This window comes from Gaoshiqia sediminis, assembly GCF_025907915.1.
Classification (GTDB): Bacteria; Bacteroidota; Bacteroidia; order Bacteroidales; family Prolixibacteraceae; genus Gaoshiqia; species Gaoshiqia sediminis.
In genome coordinates, this window is sequence record NZ_JAPAAF010000057.1 from 1 (window position 1) to 14,130 (window position 14,130).

Genomic DNA, 14,130 nt, shown 5'->3' on the forward strand with positions numbered 1-14,130 from the left:
CTATGGCCATTTGCCGCTTCTGCAATTCGCGACAGAGATCCCGAAATAAATTCGGGATGACGCTTTCAGCAGCGCTGGCTCCGAGGTCCCTTATTTGCTAACGAATAGCGAAAGCATTTTGTCGGTGCATTTTAGAACGAGATATCGTACAAATCCTGTCCGTCTTCGAGGAAGGTTTTCACGCTGATATCGGTCATCGGGTGCTTGATCAACTGCATCAACAGATCGGGGCCCACGGTGGCCGAGTGCGAGCCGTTCATGCTCACGCGGTGGATCTGGTCAACCGTTTTGAAACTGGCGGCCAACACCTTCGTGTGCAGCTTGAAATCGGTCATGTTCTTCACAATGTCGCGCACCACTTCAATCCCGTGTGAAGAGATGTTGTCCAAACGGCTCACATAGGGCGCTACAAAATCGGCGCCTGCTTTAGCGGCCACCAGGGCTTGCTGCTGCGTGAAAATGGCCGTGGCCGTTACATTGATCCCGGCATCTTTCAACGCCGTCATCGCTTTGTATCCTTGCGGGGTAACCGGTATTTTGGCATAAAACGTATCGCCCACGTCGAAATAGTTTTTGTAGGTTTTGGCCTCGCGCACCATATCATCGGCGTTTTCACTCATCACCTGCACGTGAATCATGCCATGCCCGATCACCTTCAGGATACTTTCAATCGCTACGGATAACTTCATCCCGGATTGTTTCAGGATGGTCGGGTTGGTGGTTACACCTTCCAGCGGAAAAAAATCATACAACTCGGTTAAGGCCGACAAATCGGCCGTATCTGCCATGTAAATCATAGTGTGTGTTTTTGCCGATATCCGATAATAAATTAAGATGCTCGCCCCCGGTCAACTGCTGAAACCGCTTGCCGGCGGCTGGCAGCTGGCAACAAGCCGTCTGTTGCCAGTTGCCTGAGCCTCCCTGACTATTATCCTCAATCTGTCTGTTTAAATGTCCTTTGCATTTGCCAGCAGGAACTCTTCTGCTTCAACGGACCAAAGTTCGTTATTGCGCTGACAAATTTCGTGCAGTTGGGCATAAAACGGATCAGATTTACCTTTTTCTTTAAATTCGGAAATGGCAGTGAGCGGAATATCCTTGTGCGTATAGATCAGTTTTTTTCCGCCCGGAATTTCGGGCAGGTGCAGCGTGGTGTCGATCACGGCATTCAACCCGCCAATGTGGGTGACCAAACCGGCCGGGTCGAGGCCCTTGCCAAACATTTCGAGCGACTCCACCATGTCGTCGTTGTTGCCGCCCGAAGTTCCCACGATGTGGGTTGACGCGTAATGCACGTTGTAGAAGTTCATTTTGGCGCTGAACTCGGGATTGCTGGGTCCGGCAAAAAAATTGAGGCAACCGTCGTTCGACAGGATGGCATCGCCCTGCTCGATGACCGGAGGTACCGGCGCGAAAACGAACACATCGTTGTAGCCCTCGCCACCTGTGAGTGCGCGGAGCTTTTCAACCGGGTTATCGCCGCTTGTGTTCAGGTAGATCAGCTCAATGCCATTCGATTTGGCCCATTCGGGCGAATAGATTGAAGCAGCACGGTCCAGACGGGCCTGGTCGATGTCGGTTACCACCAACAACGAAGGCTTCCGGTCTTCGCGCATGATCACGTAGTTGATGGCCGCCAATCCCATCGGGCCAACACCAGCCAGGATGGCCATCTTGCCGCCGTCAACAATTTCCATCTGGTGGACATACGAACCCGGCTTGGTGTGGTAGTTGGCATGCATAGCGCCAATCACGCAGCTCAGCGGCTCGGCCAGCGATGCCGGGTAATAGCCGGGGCCGTCGTAGGCCAGCAAACAGTCCTGCACCAGCACATCTTTCGGGATGATGACGTAGGTGGCATCGCCCCCGATATGTTGGTAAGAATATCCCGGCGCACTCAGCACGCCAACGGGGCCTTCTTCGTAATAAATGGCCGGCTGAATGGAGAACTTCTGCCCGGCCTTGAACTTGTGCTGCCAGTTGGCGCCCACCTCAACCAACTCACCGGCAAACTCGTGGCCGATGATGATGGGGTTTTCACTCACATCGTCGGGGATGCGTTTGTGGTCGGTGCCCTGCGTGGCCGCCTTGTACGACGACATGCAAATACTGTCGGACACTACTTTCGCCAGAATCTCGTCGTCCGAGATCGCCGGAAGTTCAAACTCTTCCAGTCTCAGGTCCTTTTTTCCGTATAAGCGGATTGCTTTGGTTTTCATATTTCTTTATTCTTTTGATATTTCTATTAATCTGCCGCTGCTGGCAGTTAGCATCTAGCGACTGGCTGCTGGCAACTGGCAAGCAGCCAGCAGCCAGTTGCCAGAATTTATTTTCTTTCGAAGTGTTTCAAAAAGTTGTTCAGCTTTTTTCCTAATATTTCGCACGTTGCATGGATTGCCTGGTATTTTTCTTTATCCTTCAAAGAACCTGTATCCCACAAACATTCCAGATGATCCATTGTCTCATCGTTCGATGCGATGGAATAGGTAAGAAACTTATAATATTCAGCCTGATAAACCCTCCTGCCATACCCCTCTACAATCGTTGAACGTGTACTTTTTGATGAACGACGAATTTGCTGCCCGGTTTCATACATTTCAAATGAAGGCAGGTCTTTTAGTGTCATTTTGTGAATATCAATTGCGACCTCTCTCGCCAGCTGCCAGATTTCAAGATTTTTGTACGACATTTTTATTTTCAATTTACAAAAACGTTTCAAACCAACACAACAAACCGTCAATGTACTCACAACCAGCAGCCAGAAGCCAGCAGCCAGCAACCAGTCTTAATTAAGCATATTTTGTCCGCCGGTGACCGGTACGGCCTGGCCGGTTTCGTATTCCTGCTCAATCACGTAGAAGATGGCGCGCATCACATCGATTGGGGTGCAACCGCGACCTGCAGGCACCTGCGCTTCGTAGAAATGCTTCACATCGTCGATGGTTTTGGCGCCCGGCACTTTGCCTGCCCGGAGATACTGTACGAACAAGCCGTTTTCGGGATCGGCCCACAGCGGCCCGTCGAAAAAGTTGCCCGGACAGATGGAGTTCACCTTGATGCGACTGGGCATCAGTTCCAGCGCGAACGACTGGGTGAGGCCTATTCCGCCAAACTTACCACCTGCGTAGGCGAAGTTTTTGTTGCTGCCCTTCAACCCCGATTTGGAGTTGATCTGGATGATGTCGGCAAAATGGTCGCGCTTAAACTTGTTTTGCAGTTTCATCACCGCCGAGGCATATTTGGCACACAGGAAGTAGGCCGAATAATTCACCTTGGTCATCAGCTCGAAGGTTTCGGGCGTCATCTCGTCCAGCCCACCGGCGCGTAAAATACCGGCATTGCTGATAAACACGTCCAGCCCGCCAAAGTTAATCACGGTTTCGAACACCAGGTTTTCCACCGATGCCGCGTTCGACACATCGGCCTTCACAAACAGGGCTTTGTTTTTCCGGTTGGCCGAATTCAGGAGATTGGCAAACTCGTTTCCCTTTTCTTCGTTCAGGTCGGCAATCACCACGTTGGCGCCATGCTTCATCAGTTCGTCCACAATGCCGGCGCCAAAGCCCTGCGCGCCTCCGGTTACCACAACCACCTTCCGGTCAACACGACCGGCAGTGGCGCCCAGTGATATTTTAGAGCGGTATTGTTCCACTTCCCAGCTTTCGATGAATTCGACCTGCTTTTGCGTCATCGGATGCTGTCCGCCAAACGATTCGGCAAACCGGGCAATCCGGCAATGGTCGGTCACCACATCTACCAGGATTTCGGCCCCCTCGGCATGGTCGGCGATTACCAACACGCCCAATCCATTTGCAAAGATTACCTTCGGCAACTTACCCTTTTGTTGTTGATAATCTTCAATTTCTTTGCTGACAGCCTGCAAAAATTCCGCCTCATCATCGTTGAATTCCATATAAATGAAAGAAGAGTTGGCATACACAATGCCATCAGGCGTAAACGGAGCCGATACCGCGGGGAAATTATCGGACTGCAAATAATTATCCAGCAAGGTATGGTTCACGAGGCGAACAGTTTTCAACCCCTCACTTGATACCATCATGCGGATGGCCGGCACAATTTTGTCGGCCACTTTGTCAACCGGCAGCTTTTCGTTTTCCGGCTCTTCGCCATACACAGCATCCAGCTTGGCAATCAGCTCCTCATAAATGGCTTTCACTTCGGCAATGGTATTGGCGCCGACAAACACGCCGTGGTTTTGCAGGAAAATCACTGCCGGCTCCTTACCTTTTTCGGCCCGGTACTTCAGCACGGCTTTTTCAACCACTTTGAACAGAATGTAGCCCGGATCGTCATACGCGATGTAAAGCACCTGGTCGCCAAACAACTCAGCTGTTTTTTCGGCAGCCTGAGTGCTACACATCAACCCGTTTACTTTGGTTGAATGGGTGTGTACCACAAAGGCAAAATCGATGAGGTTGTGCAGCGAGGTTTCCACCGAGGGACGTTGCCCTTTCTCGGGTTCCACGCGGCTTTTCAGCAAATCGTTTTTGATTTCTTCTTCGCGCTGAAGCACATTTTCCGAATAGGTTTTCGTGTTCACCACAGCCAGCAACGAGCGGTCGAGCTTGGCAAAGCCTGCTTCGCCAATGGTGGCCAGACTAAAACCACTGGCTTTGATCCAGAGGTGTTTTTCGGTTTTGTAGGAGGTATTTCCACCCCCGGCAATCACAAAATCTTTTTGCTTGCCGTAATATTGCGAGATTTCAATTAAATCGTTTATTCCTTGTTCCATGAGAGTTACGAGTTACGAGTTTCAAATTCCAAGTTTCAAGTTGTCCACAGTCAATAAATGACCAATGACCAATTCACTAATTACCAATCCCTCAAGGGCGGATGAAATTTTTGATGACCGCATTTCCGAGGGCCACAAATTGGTCGCGCTTTTTCACCTTCGCTTTGCCCGACTTAAACAGGTAGCCCGATTTGCCTTTGGCTTTCAGGTACTGGTGAGCAGCAATGACGCAGGCGCCTTCGTAACCGATCTTCTTCATCTCCGGGCTTAACTCTTTGCCATCGCCACCCAACACGGTAACCGGGTCGAGCTGCGGTGTGTTGTGCTCGGTGCCAAAGGTGATCACAAAACCTTTTTGGTGGAAGAAGTTGACAAATTGCTCCAGGATTTCCGGCTTGTTCCGACCGGGGATCAGCTCCAGCATATACACATCTTTCGCCACCAAACTTTGGTACAGCTTTTCAAAATCGCCTTCGTAGTCGGTAAACTCGCCTTTGGAATTGTCGAGCAAAACCGGGTAACAGGGAATGCCTCCTGCCTTCACGATCAACTCGATCACCTGTTCCAGACTTAAAAAGGCTTTATCATCTTCGGGAACAAAAGCGCGCCCTCCGGATTTGAGGAGGTTTCCTCGGATTTCGTTTTCCAGTCCGGCAGCATCGCTCATGGCCGACTTGGCCGCCTTGCCCGAGAACAGCTTTTCGAAGAATGCCTTTTGTTCGTCTTCGGTAGGGAAATTGGCGACCACAGCCTCGCGCAGCGCCTTAGCCAGGTGACGCTCGCGCACCAGGTTTTTGGCATATTTCTCTTTGATTTCGTTGAACGAAAATGAGAAACCGGCCCCCAGCTCTTTCAGAAAGTCATTCAGCTTCTCCACCATTTCGGCAGTCTGGCGGTTACTTTCGTCCTGCACGCCAAACAAGCGTTCCACCATTTCCACGTTCAGCAGTACAGGAAATTTCAACCCTTTGCCGCTAAAATAGGTACGTCCGGGATTGTTGGGGTCGTTTACCCGAACACCGGCAGCCTGCAAATCTTTCTGCAAGCTCATAAATTCGATGTTATAAAGCGGGAAAATGCGGAATTCTTTGGCCAGCTGGTTGACCTCTTCGTATCCGTCGGTGGTATAAAAATCATTCACTCCGAGTACCTTTACGCCCTCTTTTTGCGCCATTTCAAACACCTGGCTAATCTCGGAAAACGCGCTGAACGAATAAGGCGTGTGAAAATGCCCGTTCACCTGGAGCACTTCCTGATCGAACCCATCAGCAGTCTCCCGAAGGAGTTCCGGCGACGGATATTTGGCAAAAACTGTTACATTCATCTGGTTGATCTTATTGATTTTGGATTATTACTACAAAAGAAATAAAATCAAACCGGACAGCTATCCTTTGGTGTCCTGTATCGGTAGTGCAACAAGAAAAAAACATCCGCCTTACTGCCTGCAAAAGGAGTCAACCGAATTCAGGTGCTTTTCTTGCTCTTTAGCGGTAAGCAAGCTTCCACGAAACGAATTCTTTGCCAGCAGGCACAGATCGGCTTTGGAAAGACTCAAAGCCTCAGCGATGGCCAGGTAGTTTTCGTTGATGTAGCCGCCAAAGTAGGCCGGGTCGTCGGAATTGACGGTTACCAGTAGGCCGCGGTCGAGCAATTTTTTCAGCGGATGGTTTTCCAGGTCGGGCACCACTTTCAGCGCCAGGTTCGACAGCGGGCAAACCGTGAGCGGGATTTGCCGTCGTACCAGTTCAACGGCCAGTTGCTCATCATTGATCGAGGCATTCCCGTGATCGATGCGGAATACTTTCAGTAAATCGACGGCTTCGCGAACATATTCCACCGGGCCTTCCTCGCCGGCATGGGCCACCGTGAGAAAACCTTCCTCCCGGGCTTTGGCAAAAACCCGTTCGAATTTGGAAGGCGGATTGCCTTTCTCGGACGAATCGAGCCCAACGCCCACGATCAGGTCTTTATAATCGAGCGCCTGCTCCAAGGCCTGAAAAGCAGAAGCTTCGTCGAGATGGCGAAGGAAACACATGATCAATCGGCTCGAAATACCCAGCTTATCGTGCGCATCCTGCAGGGCATGGTTGATGCCGTTGATGACCGTAGCGAACAAAATACCGCGCGAGGTATGCGTTTGCGGGTCGAAGAAAATTTCCGTGTGCACCACATGTTGCTCCCTGCATTTCAGCAAATAGGCCCAGGTGAGGTCGTAAAAGTCCTGCTCCTCGCGCAACACGTTCGCCCCTTCGTAATAAATATTCAGGAAATCCTGCAGGTTGCTGAACCTGTAAGCCTGCTTCAGTTCGTCCACCGATTGATACTTCAGCGGAATCTGATTTCGTTGCGCCAGTTTAAACAGTAACTCCGGCTCCAGCGTGCCTTCGATGTGCAGGTGCAACTCGGCTTTGGGCAAGCCAGCTATAAAATTAGACAAGTCCGACATCGTACTTCATTTTAAATTTGACTGCATCCGCTAAGCGGTTTAAAACCGCTCAGCGGATAGGCAGTTACTCTATTTCGACTGCCCTTTGAAATAATCGTCTTTTTCAGCAAAAAGGATATTGAAGGTAGTCAGGCTTCCGTATGCGCGGGTAATATACTGTTGCAACTGGACCTTATCGTCGTCATCCAGTTTTGGATGGCTGTTGATGTTTTGCTCCAGCACACGCAGTCGGTCGCGCAGCATCACAATCTTGTGAAAGAAGGTTTCCATCGGTACTTCCTTCGACTGCAACTCCGGATTGGCCGGCTTCATTTCGAGGGTGCCGTCCTTCCATTTGTCGGCCATCTTCACGGCATAAGTCAGACCCTGGTATTTGTCCAGCACATAAGTCATGGCCTTTTCCACTTCAGCCAGGGTAAGGCCGGTGCGCGGCTTTTCTTCGGGAGCGCTGATTATATCCAGGTCGGCGTTGTACTTGGTAAGTTCCATTTTCCCGCCCCGCTCAAAAAATATTTCATAAATGGTGAGGTGCGAACGGCTGACAATCCCCTCGCCGTAAACCGGGTGTTTTACCCGTGTACCGATTGCTAAATCTTCCATCGTTTCATTGGTTTTGTTTCGGAAGATGAAAATACGGAAATCCGGGCAAACGACACTTCCATTTCGCCAATAAATACGATCTCATTTATGCCCCGATTCTTCCCGTGTATAAATCCCAGATCGGAAAAAAGAGTTCATAATCGTTCCAATTCAAATTCCCGTCAACAATCCGATATTTCCTAAACAAGGCTTCTTCCCGGTATTTCTTGATAGACGGATGCCGGGCTTTGGACAGGAATGGCTTAAAATCCACCAATTTTTCTGTGCCATCGGTAAACCTAATCCGGACAGCAAAATTGCCTTCATATTTAGCCGAATCAATTTTAATTGGGTTGCCGTACTCCTCTCTATATTCCTCTACAATCTTCATTTCAATTTTCCGCTTATTTTTTCAAAAGGTACTTCTTTGTGATAGACGAAATAATCTACCCATTTTTCAACTATTTTGTTAGCGTAAACATTCAAAAAAGCTTTGAAATCTTTTAACTCCTTTCCGATTAGTGGATTGGATCCTCTCACGTTGGTAATCCTAATTTCCATAATCACACCATTTTCAATAAGAAATTCTGCTTTACTTTCAAACTCACCTTTCTTTGCATGAACATGGATTGGTTCATGTTCATTCGAATAAAAGAAAATCAAAATTCCCAGATACTCGTAAATCTTTGGCATTTCCGCAGTTTTTCACCAAAATTAAGAAATGTGCGATTCCCTACAAAACCAAAATCCTGACTGAAAACCAATTTAAAAGCCGCGCTACCGCGCGATTGCACCGCGTGGTCTATCCTTATTCAAATCTCCCACGCGAAAGGATTCGCGCGGGAGCGGGGGTGTCAATGTCTGGCTTTATTTGATACGGTTCAAATAGTTGGATTGTATCTTTTTGCCCAAACAATATTGTCGGAATAATCAAACACTCCCTTTAATTTACACTCCCAATAATTTTATTTTTCATATGATGTGTCAGTCATGTTTGTTATTATTTGTTTAGCTCACCTTTGAAGAATAATTCTTCCTTAAGTTCAATTATATTTGTTTCTGCCGCCTTTCTTAAAGAAACGGTAATTTGTTTTTCATCATATATATGCTCTGATTCGGGCTTTGGCGGTAGTAATGTAAGAAAATGCTCATAGTATTCTAATGCCTTCTTTTTGTTATCAAGTTTATACTGGTATAGAGAAGCGATATAGAAAATATATTCTGGTTTTGGATTGTATTTATAGGAAATTTCATAGCATTTTAATGCTTCATTGTATTTACCAATTGTGCTGTAAATTGATTGTTTATCGTAATATAGTGCTGAAATTATTTTTGGGTCTGGTTGTAAAAGGGAATCAACCCTGTTAAGATAATATAGTCCTGTTTCAGGGGTTGGGGAATTTAAATATGCTTTTCCAAGAAAATAATTTATCTCGAAATCAGTTGAATCAACTTGATAAGCCATTATTAAATGTTCTCTCGATTCTTTAATCATGCTGTTTCTAAATTCGCTTACTCCTAAATTTTTTAAAACAAATTTTCCGGAATCGCCCTGGTCAAGAAGCATTTTGAAACAATTAGCTGCTATATCAAAATTGCCATTATTAAAACCAGCGATACCTTTTATTCGAATAAACTTTTTATTGATGGAATCATTTACCAATACCGTATCAGCAATACAAATTGCTTTTATATAATCTTTGTTCTTGATATAGAGATTTGCAAGTTTATTTAGGTTTTTCTGGTCATTTGGGTTTAACGTGGTAGTTTCTCTAATGCATTTATAGAAAGGCTTAAACTGTCAATTTGATTATAATAGTCACCTAACAAGGATAAGTATTCTATATTTAAGGAATCTGTTTTGATTTTTTCTGTCAAATAATTTATAGCCATTTGATATTCACCTTCAAATCCCAATATGTTTATGTATTTAAGAAATATTTCAGGGCTATCAAGATATTTTGATAAAAGAGATTTTGCCTGTGCATACTGCCCTGTTTTGTATAATAAATCAATAAGCAGCTTTTCAAGCATTTGGTTGTTTGCATATTTGTTTAACCCACCCCTTAAAATTTCGATGGCTTTTAAATCATTGCCTTTTTTGTCAAGTATTAGAGAGTTCCAGTAATAATCATTTGGGCTATCTAAATCCATGCAGTTTTGAAGAACTTTTTCATATTCACCTTTGAGATATAGAATCTCATAATCTTCCTGTGAAAATCCAAATGAACTTATCAAGATGAAGATGGCTAAAAATTTAATTCTTATCATTTTATCTGATTAATTCAGGTTATCAAGTTCTTGTAGGGTTCGGTATTATGCTGCCGAACGTGCTAGTATTTTATCCATCGTGTGGATGCGTTGTTAAATGCATGAATAATAATTCATATTGCTAATAGGAACCATCGTCACCAGTCCGGATTTTCGTACAAATCGCCATCCTCTCTTTGTCGTTAAAAACGACAGGCAGCTTCCCCCTCGTCACCGCTCCGCTAAGACGAGGGGGAGTTGGGAATAATCTACTCTGTCCTACCCCTCATTTGAGCGAAACGGAAACGAGGGGTCCGCTGGCTTGAGTTCATAACTCAATATTATTCTTCCGTTTGAACATTCACCCATCCTTCATACCTGCATCGTCCCGCCCGGAACGATATAAAAAAACAATCCGATGAGGAAACCGTCGTCACCAGACCGGATTTTCGTACAAATCGCCATCCTCTCTTTGTCGTTAAAAACGACAAGCAGCTTCCCCCTCGTCACCGCTCCGCTAAGACGAGGGGGAGTTAGTTGTTAATCCACGTAGGTCTCTTTTAAAATACTTTTCACTTCTTTAATCTCTGGTTTTGAAAGTCTACCCAGCGGTTTAATAATTCTCGTTCTATCAATCGTTCTAATTTGGTCAAGTACAATCCAGCCGATTTTATTATCATGTTTAATCTCCACTCTTGTCGGGTAGTTCTTTGAATTTGTTGTCATTGGAGCAATAACAATCGTCCGTAGATGCTTATTCATCTCGTTTGGGGAAATCACTACGCATGGTCTGGTCTTTTTAATCTCACTACCAATCGTAGGGTCAAGATTAACAAGAATGATTTGATACTGATTTATTTCCATTCTTCAAGGTTTTCATCGTCAAATACATCATTAAACAGCAATCTATCATCACCTTTCTCTGACATTTCTTTAAACGCCTCGTCCCATCCATTTCTAGGTGTATTCAATGGTTTTATTATTATTTGACCTTTCTCAAGAATCAAATCTACTTTGTCTCGAAGATTATACTTTTCGATTATTGTCTTACTAAATCGAATCCCTTTAGAATTACCTATCTGAACGATTGAAACTTCCATGATCAAGTATTTTAAGTTTGTAATTACAAAGTTGCTACAATTATTCAAGAAATCCATGTACGAATCTGATTTTTAATGTGTCAATCTACCAGTTGCCGGAGTATTTGCCTCAATTAAGCCTAACGGTTGGCACATGTTGCGGGGCGGATTTCGGAGAGCGTTCCTGTCCGAAGGACATGACGGTCAGTCCTACCCGTTTGAGCGAAGCGGTAACGAGGGGGCAGGTGGCTTGAGTTTGTAACTCAATATGATTCTTCCGTTTGAACATTCACCCATCCTTCATACCGGCATCGTCCCGCCCGGAACGAAATAAAAAAACAATCCGATGAGGAAACCATCGTCACCAGACCGGATTTCCGTACAAATCGACATCCTCTCTTTGTCGTTAAAAACGACAAGCTGCTTCCTCGTCGTTACCGCTCCGCTAAGACGAGGGGGGGGGGTTGGTCACATCATTATCTGCAGATGGTGAAACTTCAAGAATAGTATAATAATTTTTAATAATCATAAATCACTATTTAATTACAAATGAATCTTTGAACTTTTTTCCATCCATATCGTGATATTCAATATTTACGGTCAACTTAAAAAATTCCTCAATTACATAGGCAACAGCCTTATTATCTTTCTCGTTTCCCAGACTTGCGTTTAGAAAAATAACCTTCTCATCTTTACTAATGGCAAATACTTTCGGGATTTTCAACACCCTGTATTTAACTTCAAAAGACTTAAAACCGTCATTTTCTGCATTATCCTGAATCTTTTCAATTAGTTTATAAATGTCCTGAAAATCACTATTCCCATACTTGATACTAAATTTTTCAATTATTGCAGTTCCCAGACCCTTATTATGTATTTCCAATTTGCCGCACATCTCATTATCGTTAATGGATGGTACTATCATTAGAAAAGGTCTAATGTTTACCCTTAAAACTTTCTTACTATACCAAACAGTAAAACCAAATGAAGAAATACTTACTATGATTACGACAATCGCCAATATTGTATCCGGGTCAGACAACCATTGAGCAAATGTTAACGTTTCTTGTTGACAATTCATCTTAATTCATATTTAAAAAATGGTTCACTACTTATCAACCATTCACAACCTCATCCACCCGCTCCCGCGCGATGTATCATGTTGACTAATCTTATTCAAATCTCCCACGCGAAGGATTCTCGCGCGAACTGGGAGGTTATTTTTTGAATAAGCTGATAAAGAGAGATACAACGGGAATGGTTATCGCGAGTAACGATAATAAAGAAGTAACTTTCCCATTTGCATCCAAGTTTGACCACGTGAGCCTATTCTCTTCTCGCTTTTTCGCGTTTCGCCAAAGTTCTTCTCGCTCTTCTTGTGGCTTGTCCCAAAATTCCACATAATTGACAATACCTCTTAGTGTCTCATTTCCATTTCGATTTTTCCAATTTGAACGTATTGAAGTAATCGGATTTTTAAGTTCTACCATGCTTGATTTTATAAGAATTATGAACTGCAAATTCTACATTATTTCGCAAACAGCAAATAAACTACGCACCAACTTTCGTTTTCTATAAACTTTAGCTCCCTAGCTAGAGCGTTTTTGCCCCACACTGCCGCGCGATTTTATCCCTCCTACCGCCCTTGCTGGCGCGGGTCTGTGACCCGTGTCTTGCTTTGAAAAAGCAAAATATTGCCTCGATGGGCAAGGCACCGATTACAAATCGGCGCCAGCGAGGGGAGGAGGAGTTGGGGCCAAAGTTATCTCATTAACTCATCTCCAAGTTCCTTATATCTTTTCTTTTTTAATTCAATATCCTCTTCTTGAATATAATCAATGCCAGAAAAAAGGTTTCCTTGCTTTCTATTTTGTCTTGGTTCAATACTTTCTATTAAAATTGACTCTAATGTGTCGGCAAAAACATTAAAATCGATATTCAGATTTTCATTTGATGGTTTTTGCAATGATCCCTCTTCTCTAATACTTAAAATGCCAAACCAACTAAAACGATTCCATCTGCCGCTTAATCTGTCTTGTGTATGATCATATAATCGTTTTCCAAGAGTTTGTTTAATTGCTTGACCTACATATATTACTTCCCGATTATCATAAAGCAAATAGATTCCAATTTGTTCCTTAAAATTTACAGGAGTTGCTCCACGCTGTTGTATTCCAAATAAATCTGGATTATTCCTCCATAATACTTTATCCCGTTCCCAAAAAATTCCAAATGAATTAATAATGGTTTCAGGTTCCTGCTTTACTTTTTGAGAAACCTTTTTATCAATTGTAGCTTTTTCTTCAATCGAATCTTTCAATGTAAATACACCGTCTGATACTTTTATTACATTTGAACTACTGTCACTTGCCAAACTATTAAGATCTCTATTAACAGTCATTGCAGGAGTTGCCCCAACACTCGAACGGTATTCATTCTCTACAATTAATTCAGAAATCTTTGTATAGTGCAAAGGTTCATCAGCATCTTTAAGAACCTTAAGAATAGCTTGTTTCCAAGTTAAGTCTTTTTTCATATTCATCTGTTTTTATGTTCATTAATGGCAGTAAATCTTTTTAATTTTGGGTAACTCTGTTATCTGTACCCCAAAGTTATCTCATATTTCCATTTGGGGAGCGATCTGCGTAACTTTTGTATGTTATAGATCCAGGTAATCAAACGCCGCGCTCCCACGCGATGGAATCGCGCGGGAGCGGGTGTCAGTAAAACCAGCTGGGAACCACATCCTGTTAGTTATCCACGATCACCCGGGCGGCCAGGTAACCGTTGTAAAAATTGACGTCTCTTCGCTTAAAAATACTCATCACTTTGTCGAGTTTTTCCAGTGCCACGTTGGCTTCGGCAAAAAGCAGTTCCAGGTCTTTGGTGGCCTGCACCGAAGCCACGCGGTAAGCCCGGGGCTGGCCATTCAGGGCCAGAAACCCGTCGAGGTCGGCCTTCAGGTCGTCCACCTGCCCGGCAGTTACGCCGTATTCGGTTGTTAATACCTCCAGGTTTTCTTC

16 protein-coding genes and 1 pseudogene are annotated in these 14,130 nt (G+C 44.6%); all 17 read right to left on the bottom strand.

Annotated elements, in window-relative coordinates:
* Positions 1–131: 131 nt before the first annotated feature.
* Positions 132–797 carry a transaldolase family protein gene (locus N2K84_RS19120; RefSeq protein ID WP_282593443.1) on the bottom strand — a complete coding sequence of 222 codons (666 nt, stop codon included), beginning with the start codon at positions 795–797 and terminating at the stop codon, positions 132–134.
* Positions 798–947: 150 nt separating this feature from the next.
* Complete coding sequence (locus N2K84_RS19125; protein WP_282593444.1) at positions 948–2,219, bottom strand: zinc-binding dehydrogenase; 1,272 nt, start codon at positions 2,217–2,219, stop codon at positions 948–950.
* Positions 2,220–2,326: 107 nt separating this feature from the next.
* Entirely contained in the window at positions 2,327–2,689 is a 363-nt protein-coding gene (locus N2K84_RS19130; RefSeq protein ID WP_282593445.1) for a four helix bundle protein, read from the bottom strand.
* A gap of 96 nt (positions 2,690–2,785) precedes the next feature.
* A complete protein-coding gene (locus tag N2K84_RS19135) occupies positions 2,786–4,753 on the bottom strand; it encodes an SDR family NAD(P)-dependent oxidoreductase (protein WP_282593446.1) in 1,968 nt (655 codons plus the stop codon).
* Positions 4,754–4,844: 91 nt separating this feature from the next.
* The gene (locus tag N2K84_RS19140; protein ID WP_282593447.1) at positions 4,845–6,077 is read right to left on the bottom strand and encodes a hypothetical protein; all 1,233 of its coding nucleotides are present in this window, start codon (positions 6,075–6,077) and stop codon (positions 4,845–4,847) included.
* Between the two features lie 111 nt (positions 6,078–6,188).
* Positions 6,189–7,199 (bottom strand): adenosine deaminase, encoded by a 1,011-nt coding sequence (locus N2K84_RS19145; RefSeq protein ID WP_282593448.1) that lies wholly within the window; start codon positions 7,197–7,199, stop codon positions 6,189–6,191.
* Positions 7,200–7,268: 69 nt separating this feature from the next.
* Positions 7,269–7,799 carry a hypothetical protein gene (locus tag N2K84_RS19150; RefSeq protein ID WP_282593449.1) on the bottom strand — a complete coding sequence of 177 codons (531 nt, stop codon included), beginning with the start codon at positions 7,797–7,799 and terminating at the stop codon, positions 7,269–7,271.
* Between the two features lie 85 nt (positions 7,800–7,884).
* Positions 7,885–8,169 carry a DUF2442 domain-containing protein gene (locus N2K84_RS19155; RefSeq protein ID WP_282593450.1) on the bottom strand — a complete coding sequence of 95 codons (285 nt, stop codon included), beginning with the start codon at positions 8,167–8,169 and terminating at the stop codon, positions 7,885–7,887.
* Positions 8,166–8,471 (bottom strand): DUF4160 domain-containing protein, encoded by a 306-nt coding sequence (locus N2K84_RS19160; protein ID WP_282593451.1) that lies wholly within the window; start codon positions 8,469–8,471, stop codon positions 8,166–8,168. The genes N2K84_RS19155 and N2K84_RS19160 overlap by 4 nt, the downstream gene beginning before the upstream one ends.
* Positions 8,472–8,778: 307 nt before the next feature.
* The gene (locus tag N2K84_RS19165) at positions 8,779–9,345 is read right to left on the bottom strand and encodes a hypothetical protein (RefSeq protein ID WP_282593452.1); all 567 of its coding nucleotides are present in this window, start codon (positions 9,343–9,345) and stop codon (positions 8,779–8,781) included.
* A gap of 188 nt (positions 9,346–9,533) precedes the next feature.
* Complete coding sequence (locus N2K84_RS19170; protein WP_282593453.1) at positions 9,534–10,049, bottom strand: tetratricopeptide repeat protein; 516 nt, start codon at positions 10,047–10,049, stop codon at positions 9,534–9,536.
* A gap of 519 nt (positions 10,050–10,568) precedes the next feature.
* On the bottom strand, positions 10,569–10,892 hold the full coding sequence (locus tag N2K84_RS19175) for a type II toxin-antitoxin system PemK/MazF family toxin (RefSeq protein WP_282593454.1): 324 nt from the start codon (positions 10,890–10,892) through the stop codon (positions 10,569–10,571).
* The gene (locus tag N2K84_RS19180; protein WP_282593455.1) at positions 10,883–11,128 is read right to left on the bottom strand and encodes an AbrB/MazE/SpoVT family DNA-binding domain-containing protein; all 246 of its coding nucleotides are present in this window, start codon (positions 11,126–11,128) and stop codon (positions 10,883–10,885) included. Before N2K84_RS19180 ends, N2K84_RS19175 begins: the two co-directional genes overlap by 10 nt.
* Before the next feature lie 514 nt (positions 11,129–11,642).
* Positions 11,643–12,188, bottom strand: coding sequence for a hypothetical protein (locus N2K84_RS19185; RefSeq protein ID WP_282593456.1), 546 nt, complete (start codon positions 12,186–12,188; stop codon positions 11,643–11,645).
* 136 nt (positions 12,189–12,324) lie between these two features.
* Entirely contained in the window at positions 12,325–12,597 is a 273-nt protein-coding gene (locus tag N2K84_RS19190; RefSeq protein WP_282593457.1) for a hypothetical protein, read from the bottom strand.
* Positions 12,598–12,869: 272 nt separating this feature from the next.
* The gene (locus N2K84_RS19195; RefSeq protein ID WP_282593458.1) at positions 12,870–13,643 is read right to left on the bottom strand and encodes an HTH domain-containing protein; all 774 of its coding nucleotides are present in this window, start codon (positions 13,641–13,643) and stop codon (positions 12,870–12,872) included.
* Between the two features lie 214 nt (positions 13,644–13,857).
* Positions 13,858–14,130: pseudogene (locus N2K84_RS19200) on the bottom strand (hypothetical protein); the annotation flags it as partial.

Coding starts and splice junctions, on each gene's coding strand:
- N2K84_RS19120 (WP_282593443.1), bottom strand. CDS start 797: ATGATTTACATGGCAGATACGGCCGATTTGTCGGCCTTAACCGAGTTG.
- N2K84_RS19125 (WP_282593444.1), bottom strand. CDS start 2,219: ATGAAAACCAAAGCAATCCGCTTATACGGAAAAAAGGACCTGAGACTG.
- N2K84_RS19130 (WP_282593445.1), bottom strand. CDS start 2,689: ATGTCGTACAAAAATCTTGAAATCTGGCAGCTGGCGAGAGAGGTCGCA.
- N2K84_RS19135 (WP_282593446.1), bottom strand. CDS start 4,753: ATGGAACAAGGAATAAACGATTTAATTGAAATCTCGCAATATTACGGC.
- N2K84_RS19140 (WP_282593447.1), bottom strand. CDS start 6,077: ATGAATGTAACAGTTTTTGCCAAATATCCGTCGCCGGAACTCCTTCGG.
- N2K84_RS19145 (WP_282593448.1), bottom strand. CDS start 7,199: ATGTCGGACTTGTCTAATTTTATAGCTGGCTTGCCCAAAGCCGAGTTG.
- N2K84_RS19150 (WP_282593449.1), bottom strand. CDS start 7,799: ATGGAAGATTTAGCAATCGGTACACGGGTAAAACACCCGGTTTACGGC.
- N2K84_RS19155 (WP_282593450.1), bottom strand. CDS start 8,169: ATGAAGATTGTAGAGGAATATAGAGAGGAGTACGGCAACCCAATTAAA.
- N2K84_RS19160 (WP_282593451.1), bottom strand. CDS start 8,471: ATGCCAAAGATTTACGAGTATCTGGGAATTTTGATTTTCTTTTATTCG.
- N2K84_RS19165 (WP_282593452.1), bottom strand. CDS start 9,345: ATGCTTCTTGACCAGGGCGATTCCGGAAAATTTGTTTTAAAAAATTTA.
- N2K84_RS19170 (WP_282593453.1), bottom strand. CDS start 10,049: ATGATAAGAATTAAATTTTTAGCCATCTTCATCTTGATAAGTTCATTT.
- N2K84_RS19175 (WP_282593454.1), bottom strand. CDS start 10,892: ATGGAAATAAATCAGTATCAAATCATTCTTGTTAATCTTGACCCTACG.
- N2K84_RS19180 (WP_282593455.1), bottom strand. CDS start 11,128: ATGGAAGTTTCAATCGTTCAGATAGGTAATTCTAAAGGGATTCGATTT.
- N2K84_RS19185 (WP_282593456.1), bottom strand. CDS start 12,188: ATGAATTGTCAACAAGAAACGTTAACATTTGCTCAATGGTTGTCTGAC.
- N2K84_RS19190 (WP_282593457.1), bottom strand. CDS start 12,597: ATGGTAGAACTTAAAAATCCGATTACTTCAATACGTTCAAATTGGAAA.
- N2K84_RS19195 (WP_282593458.1), bottom strand. CDS start 13,643: ATGAAAAAAGACTTAACTTGGAAACAAGCTATTCTTAAGGTTCTTAAA.